The following is a 20,370-nucleotide window of genomic DNA, read 5'->3' as shown; positions in this document are numbered from 1 at the left end:
CCCGTTTTGCCCGCTGGCAAGCACTAGCCTACGAGGCGCTAGACACGTTGGCTACGTGCCTATAACCACGGCGAATAAACGGGTTCTTTACGGATTTTCGGGGCAGGATTGGCTTTGGCTTTGGCTTTGGCTTTGGCTTTGGCTTTGAGGGCTGGGAGCTTATCCAATTGCTGTGGGGGCACCACTGGCCCCTTCCGCCCTTACGGCGGCCTACTTTGCTCTTGGGCAAAGTAGGCAAAACCGCTCGCTCCTGCATCCGGCCCTACGCTTCGCTCCGGGTGCCTTCCCTCCGGCATTGCTCCCGCGAGGACCGCGCTAACGCGCACACAAAGCAAAAGCAAAGCGACAAGCCCCCACAACCGTAACTTAGCGACTTCAGGAGGCCGAGTGGAAGTGACTGGAGGGCTTGTCACGGTGGGAGCGGGCTTGCCCCGCGATCTGGCGCAATACAGCAAATCGCGGGGCAAGCCCGCTCCCACCGGAAGGGCCGGATGCAGGATCCAGTCCATCCACCACAGCAAATGGATAAGCCCACTGCCTCAAACCAATCCCAATCCTTCCCCGACAACCCGTGAAGAACCAATAAACCGCCCTCCCCCTTACAGCGCCACTTGCCCCGCCTGCTGATCGGCATGGTAAGACGAGCGCACCAGCGGCCCGGACGCAACGTTCTTGAAGCCCATCGCCAACGCCTGCTCGGCAAACCAGGCAAAGGTATCCGGATGCACAAAGCGCTGCACCGGCAGGTGGCTGCGCGAAGGTTGCAGGTACTGCCCCAGGGTCAGCATGTCGACCTGGTGCTCGCGCATGCGCTGCATCACCTCGAGCACTTCATCATCGGTTTCGCCCAGGCCCAGCATCAGCCCGGACTTGGTCGGCACCCCCGGCACGCGGCGCTTGAAGTTCTCCAGCAAGTCCAGCGACCACTCAAAGTCCGAACCGGGCCGCGCCGCCTTGTACAGGCGCGGCACGGTTTCCAGGTTGTGGTTGAACACATCCGGTGGTGCTTGCTCGGTGATCGCCAGCGCCACCTCCATGCGCCCACGGTAATCCGGCACCAGGGTTTCCAGTTGGGTGCCGGGCGAGCGTTGGCGGATCTCGCGCAAGCAGTCGACAAAATGCTGGGCGCCGCCGTCACGCAAGTCGTCACGGTCAACCGAGGTAATCACCACGTACTTGAGGCGCAACTCGGCGATGGCAATCGCCAGGTTCTTCGGTTCATCACGGTCCAGCGGTTTCGGCCGACCGTGCCCGACATCGCAGAACGGGCAACGGCGCGTGCAAATATCACCCATGATCATGAACGTCGCCGTGCCACCGGAAAAACACTCGCCCAGGTTCGGACAAGCCGCTTCTTCGCAGACACTGTGCAGCTTGTGTTTACGCAGTAACGCCTTGACTCGGGCGACCTCGGGCGAGGTCGGGATTTCGACCCGGATCCAGTCGGGTTTGCGCGGGATGTCTTCGGTGGGCAGGATCTTCACCGGGATGCGCGCGACCTTCTCGGCACCGCGCAGTTTTACCCCGGCCTGCAAAGGCTGAGGGCGAGTGGCGACAGGCAGGCTTGGGTTCATGCTCATGCTCCTGGCCTTCAGCCGCGGTAGTAACGTTGGGCAACGAACGGTGTACGGGCTACCTGCATCGGTACCTGTTTGCCACGCACCAGGGCGAAGACTTCAGTGTCCAGCGCCGCGAATGCGTTGTGCACGTAGCCCATCGCCAGTGGCCCGCCCAGGCTGGGGCCAAAACCGCCGCTGGTGACCCGGCCAATCTCCTGCCCCTGGGCATCGACAATCACTGTCCCCTCACGTACCGGAATACGCTCCTTGGGCAACAGGCCGACGCGCTTGCTGGCGACACCGTCGCGCTGCTGCCCCAGAATGCGCTCGGCACCGGGGAAACCACCGGCACGCTCACCGTCGGCGCGGCGGACTTTGGAAATCGCCCAGGCCAGGCTCGCTTCGATCGGTGTAGTGCCCTGTTCCATGTCATGCCCGTACAGGCACAAGCCGGCTTCCAAACGCAACGAGTCACGCGCGCCCAGGCCGATGGCTTCGACCTCCGGCTCGGCCAGCAGCGAACGCGCCAGCATTTGCGCAGCCTGCACCGGCACCGAGATTTCGTAACCGTCCTCACCGGTGTAGCCGGAGCGGCTGACGTAGCAGTCGACGCCGAGCAAGCGCACCGAGGCAAACTGCATGAAGGTCATGGCCTGCACTTGCGGTGCCAGGCGCGCCAGTACCTTGGCGGCGGAAGGCCCTTGCAGGGCGAGCAAGGCGCGGCTGTCGAACAGTGATTCGACTTCGCACAGCCCTTCCAGATGCTGTTTGAGGTGGGTGAGGTCCTGATCCTTGCAGCCGGCGTTGACCACCAGAAACAGTTCATCGTTACCCAGATTGGCAACCATCAGGTCATCGAGAATGCCGCCGTCGTCGTTGGTGAACAGCGCATAGCGCTGCATGCCCACCGGCAAGTCGAGGATATCGACCGGTACCAGGCTTTCCAGGGCTTTGGCAGCACCGGCACCGCGCAGGCGAATCTGGCCCATGTGCGAGACGTCGAACAGCCCGGCCTGTTCACGGGTGTGCAGGTGTTCCTTGAGCACGCCCAGCGGGTATTGGACCGGCATTGCGTAACCGGCGAACGGCACCATGCGCGCGCCCAGTTCCAGATGTAAACCATGCAGTGGCGTTTGTTGTAGTTGTTCTGTGGACATGGGTAACTCCTAGCATTCGATGATGTTGACGGCCAGCCCGCCGCGGGCCGTCTCTTTGTATTTGCTTTTCATGTCGGCGCCGGTCTGGCGCATGGTGCGGATCACTTTGTCGAGGGAGACAAAGTGCTGCCCATCGCCGCGCAGTGCCATGCGGGCGGCGTTGATGGCTTTGATCGAGCCCATGGCGTTGCGCTCGATACACGGCACTTGAACCAGGCCGCCAATCGGGTCGCAGGTCAGCCCGAGGTTGTGCTCCATGCCGATTTCGGCGGCGTTTTCCACTTGCTGCACGCTGCCGCCGAGCACTTCACACAAGGCACCGGCGGCCATTGAACAGGCCACGCCGACTTCCCCTTGGCAGCCCACTTCAGCGCCGGAGATCGAGGCGTTTTCTTTGTACAGAATGCCGATCGCCGCAGCGGTGAGCAGAAAGCGCACCACCCCGTCATCATTGGCACCCGGTACAAAACGCGTGTAGTAGTGCAGCACCGCCGGGATGATGCCGGCCGCACCGTTGGTGGGCGCGGTGACCACTCGCCCGCCACTGGCATTTTCCTCGTTCACCGCCAGGGCATAGAGGTTGACCCAGTCGAGCACCGACAGGCTGTCGCGCAGGTTGGCTTCCGGGTTGGCGCTAAGCTGACGATGCAACGCTGCGGCACGGCGCTTGACCTTGAGGCCGCCGGGCATGATGCCCTCAGTGCGACACCCGGCCTGAACACAGCCCTGCATCACCTGCCAGATATGCAGTAAACCCTCGCGCGTCTGTTCCGGGCTGCGCCAGGCGGTTTCGTTCTCGGCCATCAACTGGCTGATCGACAGGCCATGCTGAGTACATTGCGCCAGCAGTTCGCGGCCGCTCAGAAACGGGAAGCGCAACGGCGTGCGGTCTTCAACGATGCGGTCAGCACCGATCGCCTCCTCGTCGACCACAAAGCCACCGCCCACCGAGTAGTACTCACGGCTGCGCAACTGCAAGCCATAGGCATCGAAGGCGCGCAGAATCATGCCGTTGGGATGATAGGGCAAGGGTTTGCGGATCATCGCCAGGTGGTCTTTCTCGACGAAGCGGATCGGCTGCTCGCCGAGCAGGCGCAAGGTCCCGCTCTGGCGGATGGCCGCCAGACGCTCGGCCACCGCCGAGGTATCGACCGTGTCCGGATGCTCGCCTTCGAGCCCCAGCAGCACGGCTTTGTCACTGCCATGGCCCTTGCCAGTGGCGCCGAGCGAGCCGTACAGCTCGGCGCGCACGCTGTCCACCCGCTCCAGCACACCCTCGGCCCTGAGCCCTTCGACAAAGCGTGCCGCTGCCCGCATCGGCCCGACCGTGTGCGAGCTGGAGGGGCCGATGCCCACCTTGAACAGATCAAAAACGCTTAGCGACATAGGTGCCTCCGCAGATCGAACTCAAGGTCAGGCCGGGTAGACCGGGAACAGCGCGCACAGCTCTGCGACTTGCTTGGCTACCTGCGCCTCGACATCGGCATCGCCCAGGTGGTCGAGGATGTCGCAGATCCAGGTCGCCAATGCACGGCATTCCGGCACCTGCATGCCACGGGTGGTCACCGCCGGGGTGCCGATGCGCAGGCCCGAGGTCACGAACGGCGATTGCGGATCGTTCGGCACCGCGTTCTTGTTGACGGTGATGTGCGCACGGCCCAGGGCGGCATCGGCGTCTTTGCCGGTAATGCCCTGGCGGATCAGGCTGACCAGGAACAGGTGGTTGTCGGTACCGCCGGAGACCACGTCATAACCGCGCTGGCGGAAGATCTCGGCCATGGCCTGGGCGTTCTTGATCACCTGGTACTGGTAGTCCTTGAACTCCGGCTGCAAGGCTTCCTTGAAGCACACCGCCTTGGCGGCGATGACATGCATCAGCGGCCCGCCCTGCCCGCCTGGGAACACTGCCGAGTTGAGCTTCTTCTCCAGGTCCGGGTCGGCTTTGGCCAGAATCAGGCCGCCGCGTGGGCCGCGCAGAGTCTTGTGCGTGGTGGTGGTGACCACATCCGCGTAAGGCAGTGGGTTCGGGTACAAGCCTGCCGCCACCAGGCCAGCAACGTGGGCCATGTCAACGAACAGGTAAGCCCCGACCTTGTCGGCGATGGCACGGAAGCGCGGGAAATCCAGGGTTTTCGAATAGGCCGAAAAGCCCGCCACGATCATCTTTGGCTGGTGCTCGACGGCCAGGCGCTCGACCTCGTCGTAGTCGATCAGGCCGTTGGCGTCGATGCCGTACTGCACCGCGTTGTACAGCTTGCCAGAAGAACTGACCTTGGCACCGTGGGTGAGGTGACCGCCGTGCGCCAGGCTCATGCCCAGCAGGGTATCGCCTGCCTGCAGCAGTGCCAGGTAGACCGCGGCGTTGGCCTGTGAGCCGGAGTGCGGCTGGACGTTGGCGTAACCGGCACCGAACAGCGCCTTGGCGCGGTCGATGGCTAGTTGTTCAACCACATCGACATGCTCGCAGCCGCCGTAGTAGCGCTTGCCGGGGTAGCCCTCGGCGTACTTGTTGGTCAGTTCGGTGCCCTGTGCCTGCATCACCTGCGGGCTGGTGTAGTTTTCCGAGGCGATCAGCTCGATGTGGTCTTCCTGGCGCTGTGCCTCGCGGCGGATGGCAACCGACAGCTCAGGGTCGAAATCGGAGAGGGTCAGGCTTTTATGAAACATGCGCGCAAATCCTTATTGTTAGTGTTTAACCCTGTAGGAGCGGGCTTGCCCCGCGATTGCGATGGGCAGACAGATTGCTATCGCGGGGCAAGCCCGCTCCTACCGACTAGCGTCAAGCGTCTTGGTAAATCGACATCGGCGGGCAGGCACAGGCCAGGTTGCGGTCGCCGTAGACGTTGTCTACGCGCCCCACCGGCGGCCAGTACTTGCTCTCGCGCAACGCCGCCTGCGGATACACCGCCAACTCACGGCTGTAGCTATGGTTCCACTCGCCCACCAGCTCGCTGGCGGTATGCGGTGCGTTTTTCAGTGGGTTGTCGAGTTTGTCGAGGGTGCCGTTTTCCACCGCGCGGATTTCTTCGCGGATGCTGATCATCGCGTCGCAGAAGCGGTCCAGCTCTTCCTTCGCTTCACTCTCAGTCGGCTCGACCATCAAGGTGCCAGCCACCGGGAACGACATGGTCGGCGCATGGAAGCCGAAGTCGATCAGGCGCTTGGCGACGTCCTCGACGCTGATGCCGCTGCTGTCTTTGAGCGGACGCAGGTCGAGAATGCACTCGTGGGCGACCAGGCCGTTCTCGCCGGTGTACAGCACCGGGTAGTGCTCCTCCAGGCGACGGGCAATGTAGTTGGCACTGAGGATCGCCAACTGCGAGGCACGCTTGAGCCCTTCGCCCCCCATCATGCGGATGTACATCCAGGTGATCGGCAGAATGCTGGCACTGCCGTACGGCGCCGCACTGACCGCGCCTTCCTGGCGCTGCATGTGCGCGTGCCCGGGGAGGAACGGCGCCAGGTGCGCCTTGACGCCGATCGGGCCAACACCCGGGCCGCCACCACCGTGGGGAATGCAGAAGGTTTTGTGCAGGTTCAGGTGCGACACGTCGCCACCGAACTTGCCCGGTGCGCAGAGGCCGACCATGGCGTTCATGTTGGCGCCGTCCAGGTACACCTGGCCGCCGTTGGCATGGATGATGTCGCAGATTTCGGTAATGCGGTCCTCGAACACACCGTGGGTCGAGGGGTAGGTGATCATCAGTGCCGCCAGCTGATCCTTGTGCTGTTCGGCCTTGCCCTGAAGGTCGGCGACATCGACGTTGCCGCGCTCGTCACAATTGACCACCACCACACGCATGCCAGCCATCTGCGCCGTGGCCGGGTTGGTGCCATGCGCCGAAGACGGAATCAGGCAAACATCACGCCCCGCCTCGCCACGGCTGGCGTGGTAGGCACGGATGGCCAGCAGCCCGGCGTACTCGCCCTGGGAACCGGCGTTGGGCTGCAGCGACATGGCGTCGTAGCCGGTGGCGGCGCAGAGCATGGCCTCCAGCTCGTCGGTCAGTTGCTGGTAACCCTGCGACTGCTCGGCGGGCGCGAACGGATGCAAGGCGCCGAACTCTGGCCAGGTGATCGGGATCATCTCGCTGGCGGCGTTGAGCTTCATGGTGCAGGAGCCCAGCGCGATCATGGTGCGGTCCAGGGCCAGGTCTTTGTCGGCCAGGCGGCGCAGGTAACGCATCAACTCGGTTTCCGAGTGGTAGCGGTTGAACACCTCGTGTTGCAGGAACGCGCTCTGACGCAACAGCGGCGACGGCAGGTAGTCGCCGCTGCTGGCGGCCAGCGCGGTAAAGTCCGGGAGTGCCTGACCAGGTGCGGCGAACACCTGCCACAGCGCCTCGACACTGGCCTGCTCGCAGGTTTCGTCCAGTGACAGGCCGACACGCTGCTGATCGAGCACCCGCAGGTTCAGGCGTGCGCTGTTGGCGGCTGCCAGCACATCAGCCACAGGCTGGGCGCAAACAACGCTGACGGTGTCGAAGAAGTGTTGCTGCTCAACCGTGTGGCCGAGCTGCTGCAGGCCCTGCACCAGAATCGCGGTCAGGCGATGCACGCGACGGGCAATCTGCGCCAACCCCTGCGGACCGTGGTACACCGCGTACATACTGGCGATGTTGGCCAGCAGCACCTGCGCGGTGCAGATGTTACTGGTGGCCTTCTCGCGGCGGATGTGTTGCTCGCGGGTCTGCATGGCCAGGCGCAAGGCCGGCTTGCCGAAGCGGTCAATCGATACCCCGACCAGACGCCCGGGCATATCGCGCTTGAAGCTGTCACGGGTGGCAAAGAAGGCGGCATGCGGGCCACCAAAGCCCAGCGGCACGCCAAAACGTTGCGCGCTGCCGAGCACTACGTCGGCGCCGAACTCTCCCGGTGCGCTCAACAGCGTCAGCGCCAGCAGGTCAGCGGCTACCGCCACCAGCGCGCCGGCGGCATGGGCACGCTCGACCAGGGCGCGGTGATCAACGATCGCGCCGGTGCTGGCCGGATACTGCAGCAACAGGCCGAAATAGCCGTCCAGGCCCTGTTGTTCCAGTTCCGCTTCATCACCGACAACTACTTCAATACCCAGCGGCTCGGCACGGGTACGCAGCACATCGAGGGTTTGTGGATGGCAGTGCCGGGAGGCGAAAAACGCCGGGGCCTTGCTCTTGGCCAGGCGCTTGCAGAAGGTCATGGCTTCGGCGGCAGCGGTGGCTTCATCGAGCAACGAAGCGTTGGCGATTTCCATCCCGGTCAGGTCGCTGATCAAGGTCTGGAAATTCAGCAGCGCCTCCAGGCGACCCTGGGAAATCTCCGGCTGGTACGGCGTGTAAGCGGTGTACCAGGCCGGGTTTTCCAGCAGGTTGCGCAGGATCGGTGTCGGCGTATGGCAAGGGTAATAGCCTTGGCCGATGTGGTTGCGAAACAGCTGGTTCTTCGCCGCAATGGCTTTGATCGCGGCCAACGCTTGTTGCTCACCCTGCCCTTTGGACAGCTCAAGCACGCTGGTGCCCTTGATGCTGTCGGGGATGACGCTGTCGATCAGGCTGTCGAGTGTGTCATGGCCGATCAACGCCAGCATGGCGTCGATATCGCCCTCACGCGGGCCGATGTGGCGGGCAATGAACTCGTTGTCGGTGCCCAGCGCAGTGGTTGCTGTGGTCATGTCGGTACCCTGGCTCAGGCGTTGTCGGCCAGGAAGCGGTCGTAGCCTTCCTGGTCCATCAAGGTATCGAGGTCAGCCGGGTTGGCGACCTGAATGCGGAAGAACCAACCTGCCTGCATGGGCGAGGCGTTGACCAGTTCGGGGTCGTCGGCCAGCGCTTGGTTGACCGCCACCACTTCGCCGGCCAGCGGCATGCTGATGTTGCTGGCGGCCTTCACCGACTCCAGCACAGCCACCTCGTGCCCTTCACCGTACTGGCCCAGCTCGGGCAGTTGCACGAACACCACATCACCGAGCGCTTCCTGAGCAAAGCTGGTGATGCCTACGGTCAGTTCACCGCTCTCTTCCAAACGCAGCCATTCGTGTTCGGGGGTAAAACGCAGAATGCTCATGGATCTTCCTCTTGTTATTAGGTGGGCCCTGACGCGGGACTAACAGAACAAGAGCAAGAGCGGTGCCAACTTAATAAAACGCTTATATTTCAATGCTTTGAGTGGTTTTTTCGGCTTTTCCCGTGGGCCTTCCCTGGAGCGAAAACGCTCCGCACTCCAGGGTTAAACACAGCAGCTTGCAGGCACACTCAATGACTGCGCGGCTCACGCCCTACTGGAGCACAATCACTCCAGTGGAGCGTTATCGCACCAGGCAATTACGCCGGTCGATTGGCAATGCCGTACTTGCGCAGACGCTGGCCGATGGCGGTGTGCGAGGTTTGCAGACGCAGTGCCAATTGCCGGGTCGAAGGATAGTTGGCGTAGAACTTCTCCAGCAGCGATTTTTCGAAGCCCTGCACCGCCGCCTCAAGGCTGGTCACTTCTTCGGCGTCGGCCTGGCGACCGCTCAGGGCGGTGCCGGCCAGTTCCAGGTCATCGCAATCGATCACCTCGCCCTCACTGATCGCCGCGGCCCGGAAGATCACGTTCTGCAATTGCCGCACGTTGCCCGACCAGCGATTGCCCAGCAGCAACGGATGGGTGGCCAACGCCAGGCGACACGGTGAGCGCTGTATCTGCGTGCAGGCCTGACGCAGAAAATGCTCGGCCAGCAGGAGGATGTCCTGACCGCGCTCACGCAACGGCGGAACCATCACGTTCAAGACGTTGAGGCGGTAATACAGGTCCTCACGAAAACTGCCGTCGAGCACCATGTTTTCCAGGTTGCGGTGGGTCGCACACAGCACCCGGACATTGACCCGGACTTCACCCTCCCCGCCGACACGGCGGAAGCTGCCGTCGTTGAGAAAGCGCAGCAGCTTGGCCTGCAGGTACGGCGACATCTCACCCACTTCGTCAAGAAACACCGTGCCACCGTCAGCCAGTTCCAGCAGCCCGGGTTTGCCGCCGCGCTGGGCGCCGGTGAAGGCGCCTGCCGAGTAGCCGAACAGTTCACTCTCGGCCAGGCTTTCCGGCAAGGCTGCACAGTTCAGCGCCAGGAACGACGCATCGCGGCGGGCGCTGAGGGCATGGCAGGCACGCGCCACCAGCTCCTTGCCGGTGCCGGTTTCGCCCTGGATCAGCAGCGGCGCCTCAAGGCTTGCGACCTTGTGCAGGCGCGCCTTGAGTTCCTTGAGCGCCGCCGACTCACCGAGCAGTGCATCACCGCCCTCGGCATGCTCATGCAGCAGCGAGGCCAGGCGCTCGCCTATACGGCTGGGCGGATACAACGTCAGCAGGCCACCGACCAAGGCATCGGCACCGCCACTGATCGGGGTGGCCTCCAGCAACAGGGCCTGGCCCTGAAAGCTCACTTCACACATCGGCAGGCGAAAGCCCTTGGTGATCAGGTTCTGCGCCAGGTCAGGTTCGCTGAACAGCCTGGACAGCGGCTCACCGGCTGGCTCGCGCCCGACCAGATTGACCAGCGTGGGGTTGGCCAACAGCACATGGCCGTTGGGGTCGACGGCCAGCACCGGATCGCTCATCGCCGCCAGCAGGGCTTCAAGCTGCAAACGCCGACGCTGGCCGGGGAGGAAATCGACCAGCTCCACGGCCTGCACACCCTCCACGCGCAACAAGGCGTCGTGCAGTTCGTCGAGCACCCGTTGTGACAGCGCCGGGGCGTCGATATAGACGTTGGGCGGGATCATCTCCACCGCGTCGAGGTTGAGGTTACGCGCCCCCAGCAACGCGAGAATTTCCTGGGTGATACCAACGCGGTCTATGAAGGTGACGTGGATTCGCATCGCCGCTCTCTCCTTGTCAAAAGACGACAGGGGGACGGCGCGCAGCACCGTCCCCCTTGGGTTAAATCATCAACGGGGTGATCAATCGGTTTTCAGTGACAACTGCACATTCTCCAGCCGTTTCTGGCGAATAGAGCGGTACGACAAGCCCAGCACCACAAACCACAGCGGGACCAGGAACAACGCCTTGCGGGTGTCGTCTTCCAGCGCCAGCAGCGCTAGGATGAAGGCAAAGAACACCAGGCAGACCCAAGCCATGGCGATACCGCCAGGCATCTTGTATTTCGAGGCGCGGTGCAAGGTGTCGCGCTTTTTGCGGTAGGCCAGGTACGACAGCAGGATCATCGACCAGACAAACATGAACAGGATCGCCGACACCGTGGTGATCAAGGTGAAGGCCTCGATCATGTTCGGCACCAGGTAAATCACCAGCGCCCCCGCCAGCAGGCAAATGCAGGAAAAGATCAAACCATTGGACGGCACCGCACGCTTGGACAGCGCACCGAACTTGCCAGGGGCATCGCCATCCACCGCCAGGCCGTAGAGCATGCGGCTGGTGGAAAACACCCCACTGTTAGCCGATGATGCCGCCGAAGTGAGTACCACGAAGTTGATAATCCCTGCTGCAGCCGGCAAGCCTGCCAACACGAACAGTTCAACAAACGGGCTCTTGTTGGCCACGACTTCGCGCCACGGCGTCACGGCCATGATGGCGATCAGTGCCAATACATAAAAAACAATGATGCGCAGCGGAATGGAGTTGATCGCCCGTGGCAGGTTGCGCTCCGGGTTCTTGGTTTCAGCGGCGGTGGTGCCTACCAACTCGATACCAACGAAGGCAAACACGGCAATCTGGAAGCCGGCAAAAAAGCCCATGGCGCCGTGGGGGAACATGCCGCCGTCATTCCACAGGTTGGCCAGCGAGGCGACGTTGCCACTGGGCGACTGATAGGCCGCGACCACCATGTACAGCCCAGTGCAGACCAACGCGCAGATGGCGATGATCTTGATCATCGCGAACCAGAACTCCAGTTCGCCGAACATCTTCACCGTCACCAGGTTGAGCGCCAGCAGCAGGCCGACACAACTGATGGCTGGCATCCACAGGGGAATGTCCGGGAACCAGAACTGGGCGTAAGCGGAGATGGCAATAACGTCGGCAATGCCGGTGACAATCCAGCAGAACCAGTAAGTCCAGCCGGTAAAAAAACCGGCCCAGGGTCCGAGCAAGTCGGTAGAGAAATCGATAAAGGATTTGTACTTGAGGTTGGAAAGCAGTAATTCGCCCATGGCCCGCATGACAAAGAACAGCATAAAGCCGATGATCATGTAGACGAATATAATCGAGGGTCCAGCGAGACTGATGGTTTTACCGGAACCCATGAACAGTCCGGTACCGATAGCACCACCGATGGCAATCAACTGAATATGACGGTTGCTCAGATTGCGTTGCAGTTCATGCGCGTCACCGTCTGGCGGACAGTGGCCTTGAGGCAAACTTTTCATATCTTTTACCTTGCTAGTTTAATTGTTTTTATAACATCACAAGTTCAAACATCTAAACCGAACAAACAACTTGCTAATCCGGCCGAACGCAAGGAAAAGAGCAAGGACTATGCCAGTCAGGCAATAGCGCTAAAACCGCTGCTTTACGCTGATTTGTAGGTGTTGAGGTGTAATGAAGTCACTCCACTGTTAGCGGCTATTCAAGGGGAAAAACTGCGCGCAGGCATCGGCAGTGCTGCCTTTCGCCGCCATGGAACGATTTCGTTACGATGGAGCGCAATCAGTCCGCACATCCTGTAGGAGCGGGCTTGCCCCGCGATAGCGATCGTTCAGCCATATCGCATCGCGGGGCAAGCCCGCTCCTACAGTTTCAACGCATCGGTGCGCGACTGCGTTGCTGCTCTTGCCAGTCACCAACCATGCCCACCGGCACGTCGGCAGGCGCCAGCGGCTCACGTCCGCGCACCAGGTCTGCCGCACGCTCGGCGAGCATGATGGTCGGTGCATTGAGGTTGCCGTTAGGCTCGGTGGGGAAGACCGACGAGTCGATCACCCGCAAACCCTGCAGGCCACGTACCCGCAATGCCGAATCGACCACCGCCATGTCGTCTTCGCCCATGCGGCAAGAACCGCAAGGGTGCATGGTGCTTTCCATGTTGGCGCGCACAAAGGCGTCGATTTCTGCGTCGGTCTGCACCTGCGGCCCCGGTGCCAGCTCTTCACCGCGGAATCGGTCCATGGCCGGTTGCGCGATGATCTCCCGGGTCAGGCGCACGCAACGCCGGAAGCCTTCGCGGTCCTCTTCGCTCTCCAGGTAGTTGAAGCGAATCTGCGGATGCTGATACGGGTCGGCCGACAGTGCGCGCACATGGCCACGGCTCTTGGGTTTGTTCGGCCCGGTCAGCACCATGAAGCCATGGCCTTTGAACGGTTTGTCGCCGTCATAACGCATGGCTGCTGGCAGGAAGTGGAACTGAATGTCCGGCCAGCGCAGGCCCTTGGCCGAGCGAATGAAACCACCGGCTTCGAAATGGTTGCTGGCACCCAGGCCGTCTTTGAACAACAACCAGCGCAAGCCGATCATTGCTTTGCCCAGCAAGCTCATCTTGCCGTTGAGGGTGACCGGTTCCTTGCAGGCGTACTGGATGTAGATCTCCGAGTGGTCCTGCAGGTTCTCGCCGACACCCGGCAGGTGATGGCGCACTTCGATACCGGCTTGTTTGAGCACGGCCTCCGGGCCGATGCCCGAGCGCTGCAACAGGTGCGGCGAGCCAATCGGGCCGGAGGACACCAGCACTTCACGGTTGCAATACACCTTGTGGGGCTGGCCGCCTTCATCGTATTCCACGCCCACGGCGCGCTTGCCATCGAGCAGAATGCGCCGGGTCATGGCATGGGTGATGACCGTCAGGTTGGGACGGCTCATGGCTGGGCGCAGGTAAGCATTGGCGGTGGACCAGCGCACGCCATCCTTGACCGTCATGTGCATGGCGCCGAACCCTTCCTGCATGTAGCCGTTGCAGTCGTCGGTCTTGATGTAGCCGGCTTCGGCCCCCGCCTCTACCCAGGCGCCGTACAACGGGTTCTGCATGTTGTTGCCGTTGTTGGTGGCCAGCGGGCCGGCGCCGCCGCGATAGTCATCGCCACCGAACTTGTAGCCTTCGGCGCGTTTGAAATACGGCAGGCAATGCCGGTAGTCCCAGTTCTTCGCGCCCAGGCTTTGCCATTCATCGAAGTCACAGGCATGGCCACGGATGTACACCAGGCCATTGATCGACGACGAACCGCCCAGCACTTTGCCGCGCGGGCAGTGCAGGCGTCGGCCGTCGAGGTGTGGCTCGGCATCGGTTTCGTAGCGCCAGTTGTACTTCTTGGTGTTCATCGGCAATGAAAAGGCACTGGGCATCTGGATCAGCACGCTGCGGTCGCTGCCACCGAACTCCAGCACCAGCACCGAGGTGCCCGCGTCTTCAGTCAGCCGATTGGCCAGTACACAGCCCGCAGAGCCGGCGCCGATAATGATGTAGTCGTAACGTTTGTTGTTCATTGTTCTAGTCCTTTGCGCCGAGGCCTACAGCCCCGATGTTGCGGTCATTGCCCTTGGGGTAGCTGCCCCAGCCCGGGCGCGTTGCCAGCAGTCGGGTCAGCCCGTAATGCACCAGCCCCGCCAGCAGGCAAGACGGCAGCGAAGCGCTGACGAAGGTGAAGAAGGTGGTGTTGGCCAGGGTCTGCGGGTTGAACACCAGCACGTAGATGGCGAAGCCCGCTGCCAATGCCACCAGGGCAATCGGGTTGAAGCCCTTGTAGAAGCGCACGGGCGAGGTTTCAGGCGCGGCATACAGGTGGCGCAGGTTCAGGCGTTGGTGGCGCAGGAAGAAGTAATCGGCGATACCGATCCCCGCCAGGGCGCTGTTGAGTGCCGAGGTCCACACCAGGAAGATGAAAAAGCCATCGTAAATGCCGGGAAAGCACAGCACGATGACGATCGGAATCACGCAGAACAGCCCGATCAGCACACCCCAGCGCACACTGCGCAGGCGCTCGCCGGCCATCTGCCGCAGGCCGATCACGGCGGTGTAGAGGATGTTGACCATCCCGGTCAGGTTGGCCAGCGCCAGGAAGCTCAGGGCGATCACGCCAAAGGTCATGCCGCCAGCCAGGCGCATCCAGGCGGTAGGGTCGCTGCTGCCCAGGGTCGAAGCGGCAAACAGGCTGACCGTCTCACCCAGCGAAGCGGCGCCGAAGATCCCCACCAGGTTGGGCCAGAACGCAGTGCGCTGGTTGCTGCACAGGCGCGACAGGTTGCCGATGTAGGGCCACCAGGAGAAGCCCGCAGCGATGTTGATCTCTACCGCGATCATGAAGTTGATGCGCTGATCGGCGAACGGTGGTTGCAGGGCCGGCATGGCCAGCAACTGGGCGAAGCTGTAACGCTGGGAGATGAAGTACATCAGCGCCAGCATCACCAGAATCAGGCTGGGTGCGATCAATGCACTCAGGCGCCGGATCATGTCCGGGCCACGCATGGCCACCAGCGCTGCCAGCACAATCGCCAGCAAGGCACCCGCCGTCACCAGCCAGCCATCGCCGTCAGGCTGGCTGTGCTGCACCAGGGTTTCCAGGTTGTCCAGCGCCCGCCCGCACATCAGCCCGAGCACCGCCAGCCAGCCCATGGTCAGCACCACCACCGAGAGGATGTAGACCAGGCGGCTGCCGTTGTGGCCGAACATGCTGCGCAAGAAGGTGAACTGCTCGACGCCGTACTTGCCACAGGGCAGGCAAGTGGAAGACGCCGCAAGAATCACGCCGATGATGTTGCCGATGACAATGGCGCTGATGCCTTGCAACGGCCCGACGAACAGCGCCGTGGCGCCGCCGATCAAAAACACCCAGGTGGCCACGGCCAACGCCGAGTTGGCATAGGCGTAGCCCCAGAAACCCCAGACCCGCTCACTGGGCAACAACGGGGTGTCGCCGCGCTCGGCGCTCAGGCGAAACTCTTGTTCTCTGCTCGGCTTCATGGCTGGCCTCCGAGCAGCAAGGCGCCACCGACCATCACCGCCGTCAGCAACAGCAGCGCCACACAATCGACCAGCGTCAACGCACCTTGCCAGTCCCCTCGCCGCTCCAGTTGTTCATAGGCGCACAGGCGCCGTTCCAGATCTTGCGCACGCTCTGCATCCACTTGGCTGTTCATGGGCATCACCTCGATAGGTTCTTGTTATTGAAATACGATGCATCCAGCCACCCGCGTCGCTCGCCAACCGTCAGCGCCGCGGGTGGGCCCTGTACCTCAGGGCAAGGTGATCCAGACCGCCTTGGTCTCCAGCAGAAACTCCAGTTGCTCGGCGCCCAAGTCTTTGCCGTAGCCGGACTGTTTGTAGCCACCAAACGGCATGGACGGGTCGAGGGTGCTGTGGGCATTGACGTACACGGTGCCGGCGCGCAGGCGTGGGATCAGCCCATGGACCTTGCCCAGGTCGTTGGAGTAGATCGCCGCGGCCAGGCCGAACGCCGAGTCATTGGCCAGCGCTTCAGCCTGCTCCTGGGTGTCGAACGCTTGCGTCACCAGCACCGGGCCGAAGATCTCTTCGCGGACGATGCGCATGCTGTTATCGCAATCGGCAAAGATCGTCGGCTGCACGAAGAAGCCAGGGCCTTCGACAGGCTCGCCGCCGTAGTACACGTGTGCGCCTTCAGCCTTGCCCTGCGCGATGTATTCCAGCACCCGCTGCTGTTGCTGACGCGACACCATCGGGCTGATGAAGCAGTCCGGATCCAGGCCCGGAGCGACCTTCAGGGTTGCCGTGTAGCGCGCCAACGCTTCGAGAAACTGCGGGTAGACGCTGCGCTCGACGTAGGCGCGGGTACCGGCATCGCATACCTGCCCGGAGTTGAAGAACACGCCATTGGCCACGGCAATCGCCGCCGCCTCGATGTCGGCATCGGCGAAGACGATCACCGGCGACTTGCCGCCCAGCTCGAGGGTCAGGCGTTTCATCTGATCCATGGCCGCCTTGCCCACCGAGCAGCCCACTGGCGTGGAGCCGGTGAAGCTCAGCTTGTCGATGCCCGGGTGGCTGGACATCGCCGTGCCGACCACGCTGCCGCGTCCGGTGACGATGTTCAGCACGCCATCAGGAATACCAGACGCTTGCACCAGTTCGGCAAAACGCAGGGCTGACAGCGACGTCAGTTCCGCCGGTTTGACCACTACCGTACAGCCGGTAGCTAACGCCGCCCCGAGCTTCCAGGCCATGGTTTGCAGCGGGAAGTTCCACGGCACAATCGCCCCGACCACACCCACCGCTTCCTTGCGGGTGTAGGCCAGGTAATTGCCTGGCAGCGAAGGCTCGACCGTACGGCCATGGATCTTGGTGGCCCAGCCGGCGAAGTAACGCAGGGTATCGACGGTGCCCTGAATATCGACCGCACGCGCCTGGGCAACCGACTTGCCCATGTCGATCGATTCGATTTCTGCCAATTCTTCAGCGTTGGCCTCGACCAGGTCGGCCAGGCGGTGAATCAGGCGTTCACGCTCCAACGGTTTCAGCTGGCTCCACGGGCCGCCGTCGAACTGCGCCCGTGCGGCACGCACGGCGCGGTCCAGATCATCTGCGGTGCCCATCGGAATACGCGTCAGCACGCGCTCGGTGGAAGGCTCGATGACCTCGGCGCTGGCGCCATCACTGGCCTCCAGCCAGGCGCCGCCGATGAACATGCGCTGCGCTTTGGAGAGAAAGCGCTGGGTGGCTTCGCACACGCCATACGCCTGCAGATAGGCTTTTACCTTATCGTCCACGGTAGGTACTCCGGATCAACGAGCGCGGGCGCGCGCATGGAAGATGAAACCAATGCTGTTCATCAGCAGTTGCGCAGCGAGGATCGAGGTGACACCGGCCGGGTCGTAGGCTGGCGCCACTTCCACCAGGTCCATGCCGACGATCCGGCCCTGACTGCGTTTGGCCAGGGCCTGGATGATTTCCAGCACTTCGTAGTACTGGAAGCCGCCATGGCTCGGGGTACCGGTACCGGGGGCAATCGACGGGTCGAAGCCGTCAATGTCGATAGTGATGTAGTAGTCGCGGCCTTCCGGGATCTTCGCCAGCACCCCTTCACAGCCCAGACGACGTACGTCGCGCACCGAGAGAATCTGCGAGCCAGCTTCGCGGGCGGCATCGTAGTCGTCGCGGTTGGAGGACGACACGTTGCGGATACCCATCTGGGTCATGCCAACGATGTGGTCGAGTTCCGAGGCGCGACGCAGCGGGCTGCCGTGGCCGTAACGCACGCCATGGCGTTCGTCGACGAAGTCCAGGTGCGCGTCGAAATGCACGATATGGATCGGGCCGCGGCCTTCGAAGGCCTTGATCACCGGGGCGTGGATCGAGTGGTCACCGCCCAGTACCACCGGCATGGCGCCTGCGGCGAGGATCTGGCGCACGGCAAACTCGATGTTGGCGTTACTGCTGGCCTGGTCGGTGTGGACAATGTCGGCATCGCCAACGTCAACCATGCGCAGCTGATCTTCAGTCAGGTAGGTGACGTCATCTTCGAAGTCGTAAGCACCGGCATGACCGAAGGAGAACAGCGTCGATGCCTCACGGATGCCACGTGGCCCAAAACGTGCGCCGGAGCGCCATTGGGTACCCATGTCGTTGGGGGCACCGAGAATCGCCACGTCGGCATCGATCGCATTCCAGTCGGTGCAAATCGGCGACTTGGCGAAGGTGCAATGGCCCACGAAGGGCAGGTTCAAGCGGCCGGATTCATAACCGTGCTTAGCCATGTTCGAGTTTCTCCAATTATTGTTCTGGTCAGGAGACGGGGCGACTGCTCGACCACCGTTGCAGCCACTATGGTCGCAGTCCGGCAGGGGAAAAATGCGCAAGTGCAGATGCATACATCGGCGCAGCCGAAGTATCCGTATGCGTGCGCGTGAATTGGCGAAGGCCGGCGGCATGGCCGGTGTTTTTCAATCGCCAAGGATTGCGGACGCCACACGCTCATGGTTAGCTTGCGAAAAAAACATTGTCCGACAATTCATATCAGCCCCCGCGATGTGAGGTACGGACAGGAGGTGAGGGTGATCCAGCTCCACGATGTCGATCTGAAACTGCTCCGGGTGTTTACCACCATCGTCAAGTGCGGCGGTTTTTCTGCGGCGCAGGCGGCACTCAACGCCGGTCAATCGACCATCAGCGAGCAAATGACCCACCTGGAAACCCGCCTCGGGGTCAAGCTTTGCCAACGCGGGCGCAGTGGCTTTCGTCTTACGGAGCAAGGCATCGCCATCCACGAAGCGACCTTACGCCTGCTCAGCGCCGTGGAAAGCTTTTGCATGGACGCCGATGTACTCAAACAGCACATCAGCGGCAAGCTCAACCTGGGCATCATCGACTCGACCCTGACCGACCCCGCCTCACCGCTGCCGCGTACCACCCAGCGCTTTGTTTCCCGAGGCCACGACGCGCACTTGCACATCTACATTGGCGCCCCGGCGGAACTGGAAGAGCGCGTGCTCGACGGGCGCCTGCACCTGGCTATCGGCCACTTTCCCCTGCACGTACCGGGGCTGTCGTACCTGCCGCTGTATGAGGAAGCGCTGGGCCTGTACTGTGGCCGCCGCCACCCGTTGTACGCCAGCACGGCGGCGAACGGGCGCCTGCTTGAGCAAGTGCGCAGCAGTCGCATCGTGGTGCGCGGCTATATGGACCAGTACGACCTGCAACAGCTGGGCGTGAGCAAAGCAGCGGCCACCGTGGAGAACATCGAGGCAGCGGCGATCCTGATCATTTCCGGGGCTTACGTCGGTTTTCTGCCGGTGCATTTTGCCGAGCAATGGGTGAAAACCGGTGAAATGTGCCGTCTGGGCGCCAACACCCTGGACTTGACCTCACCGTTCGATGTCATTACCCGGCGCGGTGTATCGCCACCGATCCTCGACGCCTTCCTCGAAGACCTCGCCGCCTGTATGCACCACCCACTGTAGGAGCGGGCTTGCCCCGCGATAGCGGTCTGTCTGGCACACCGCATCGCGGGGCAAGCCCGCTCCCACAGTATCTCCCACTAAACCTGTGCACTGATCGGTAATAGCGGCGCTCTTGCACCCTGATAGTAAAAATCTCTTGTACGAAGTACAGGCCGCAGGCAGATCGTGTAAAAGCTTCCAGCACGAATGAGGCCTGGATCATGAACACGCGCCCGCGCTGCACCGCCTTCCATGAAGCCGGCCATGTTCTGGCGTTCTGGTGGAATGGCCAGCGCATCAAGCGTGTCACCGTGCGCACCCGTGCCGAAGCGCTGCTCGGACCAATGGCCGACCTGCGCGGCAATCTGTTGCAGGTCAAGGGCCTGGTCGAAGCTGAGTACCTGGTGCCGCTGCCAGCCTTCGAACCCCCTGGTATTGCCGAGTACCTGCCGTCGATGGTCGAAGCGATTGAACGCGACCTGATCCATTGCCTGGCCGGTCCGGTGGCCGAGGCGATCTACCGGCATAGTCCCTCGGAACGCTGCATTACCCGCAGTGGTGCCGGTGACCGTCAGCGCGCGATGGAGTTGATCACCCTGCTGCCGGCCCGTAAGGTACTGGATGCCGAACCCCTGGCCATCGCGCGTGCGGGTTGTCTGGTACGTCGCTACTGGGCCGAGTTGAGCGCCGTGGCGCAGCTGCTGCATGAGCAGGGCACGGTGTACGGTGAGGAGCTCATCGCCCTGCTGAGCCAGCTCACCGGTGAGTCACCGACGCGCCTGGGCAATCCCCTGAGCAGCCTCGATGCCCGGCGCAGCCGGACAGTGGAGCGTCTGACCGGCTGA

General features: G+C 62.5%; 15 protein-coding genes. 2 read left to right on the top strand and 13 right to left on the bottom strand.

Features of this window, described 5'->3' with window-relative positions:
• Positions 1–599 precede the first annotated feature (599 nt).
• From lipA to speB, 13 genes are all read right to left on the bottom strand, one after another.
• On the bottom strand, positions 600–1,574 hold the full coding sequence (gene lipA / locus ACP6KB_RS10900; protein ID WP_442113723.1) for a lipoyl synthase: 975 nt from the start codon (positions 1,572–1,574) through the stop codon (positions 600–602).
• Between the two features lie 17 nt (positions 1,575–1,591).
• On the bottom strand, positions 1,592–2,716 hold the full coding sequence (gene gcvT / locus ACP6KB_RS10895; RefSeq protein WP_442113722.1) for a glycine cleavage system aminomethyltransferase GcvT: 1,125 nt from the start codon (positions 2,714–2,716) through the stop codon (positions 1,592–1,594).
• 9 nt (positions 2,717–2,725) lie between these two features.
• The gene (locus ACP6KB_RS10890) at positions 2,726–4,102 is read right to left on the bottom strand and encodes an L-serine ammonia-lyase (RefSeq protein ID WP_442113721.1); all 1,377 of its coding nucleotides are present in this window, start codon (positions 4,100–4,102) and stop codon (positions 2,726–2,728) included.
• 27 nt (positions 4,103–4,129) lie between these two features.
• Positions 4,130–5,383: a serine hydroxymethyltransferase gene (gene glyA / locus ACP6KB_RS10885; RefSeq protein ID WP_442113720.1), complete on the bottom strand. Its 1,254-nt coding sequence runs from the start codon at positions 5,381–5,383 to the stop codon at positions 4,130–4,132.
• A 112-nt stretch (positions 5,384–5,495) separates the two neighbouring features.
• Entirely contained in the window at positions 5,496–8,366 is a 2,871-nt protein-coding gene (gene gcvP, locus ACP6KB_RS10880; RefSeq protein ID WP_442113719.1) for an aminomethyl-transferring glycine dehydrogenase, read from the bottom strand.
• Positions 8,367–8,380: 14 nt separating this feature from the next.
• Entirely contained in the window at positions 8,381–8,758 is a 378-nt protein-coding gene (gene gcvH / locus ACP6KB_RS10875) for a glycine cleavage system protein GcvH (protein WP_442113718.1), read from the bottom strand.
• A gap of 257 nt (positions 8,759–9,015) precedes the next feature.
• Complete coding sequence (locus ACP6KB_RS10870; protein ID WP_442113717.1) at positions 9,016–10,548, bottom strand: sigma 54-interacting transcriptional regulator; 1,533 nt, start codon at positions 10,546–10,548, stop codon at positions 9,016–9,018.
• A gap of 81 nt (positions 10,549–10,629) precedes the next feature.
• Positions 10,630–12,054: a D-serine/D-alanine/glycine transporter gene (cycA, locus tag ACP6KB_RS10865; protein WP_442113716.1), complete on the bottom strand. Its 1,425-nt coding sequence runs from the start codon at positions 12,052–12,054 to the stop codon at positions 10,630–10,632.
• Positions 12,055–12,424: 370 nt separating this feature from the next.
• Positions 12,425–14,101: a choline dehydrogenase gene (betA, locus tag ACP6KB_RS10860; protein ID WP_442113715.1), complete on the bottom strand. Its 1,677-nt coding sequence runs from the start codon at positions 14,099–14,101 to the stop codon at positions 12,425–12,427.
• 4 nt (positions 14,102–14,105) lie between these two features.
• A complete protein-coding gene (locus ACP6KB_RS10855; RefSeq protein WP_442113714.1) occupies positions 14,106–15,575 on the bottom strand; it encodes a purine-cytosine permease family protein in 1,470 nt (489 codons plus the stop codon).
• Positions 15,572–15,751 (bottom strand): hypothetical protein, encoded by a 180-nt coding sequence (locus ACP6KB_RS10850; RefSeq protein WP_442113713.1) that lies wholly within the window; start codon positions 15,749–15,751, stop codon positions 15,572–15,574. Before ACP6KB_RS10850 ends, ACP6KB_RS10855 begins: the two co-directional genes overlap by 4 nt.
• A gap of 96 nt (positions 15,752–15,847) precedes the next feature.
• Positions 15,848–17,356, bottom strand: a complete 1,509-nt coding sequence (locus ACP6KB_RS10845) for an aldehyde dehydrogenase family protein (protein WP_442113712.1) — start codon at positions 17,354–17,356, stop codon at positions 15,848–15,850.
• 15 nt (positions 17,357–17,371) lie between these two features.
• Positions 17,372–18,343 (bottom strand): agmatinase, encoded by a 972-nt coding sequence (speB, locus tag ACP6KB_RS10840; protein WP_442113711.1) that lies wholly within the window; start codon positions 18,341–18,343, stop codon positions 17,372–17,374.
• A 297-nt stretch (positions 18,344–18,640) separates the two neighbouring features.
• Here speB and ACP6KB_RS10835 point away from each other — a divergent pair, with 297 nt between their 5' ends.
• Positions 18,641–19,546, top strand: a complete 906-nt coding sequence (locus tag ACP6KB_RS10835; protein WP_442113710.1) for a LysR family transcriptional regulator — start codon at positions 18,641–18,643, stop codon at positions 19,544–19,546.
• 200 nt (positions 19,547–19,746) lie between these two features.
• Positions 19,747–20,370, top strand: coding sequence for a hypothetical protein (locus ACP6KB_RS10830; protein ID WP_442113709.1), 624 nt, complete (start codon positions 19,747–19,749; stop codon positions 20,368–20,370).

It is taken from the genome of Pseudomonas sp. NUPR-001, from assembly GCF_052147955.1.
Lineage (GTDB): Bacteria > Pseudomonadota > Gammaproteobacteria > Pseudomonadales > Pseudomonadaceae > Aquipseudomonas.
Note: the sequence above shows the minus strand (reverse complement) of the source record. Positions and strands in the feature narration are given on the sequence as shown.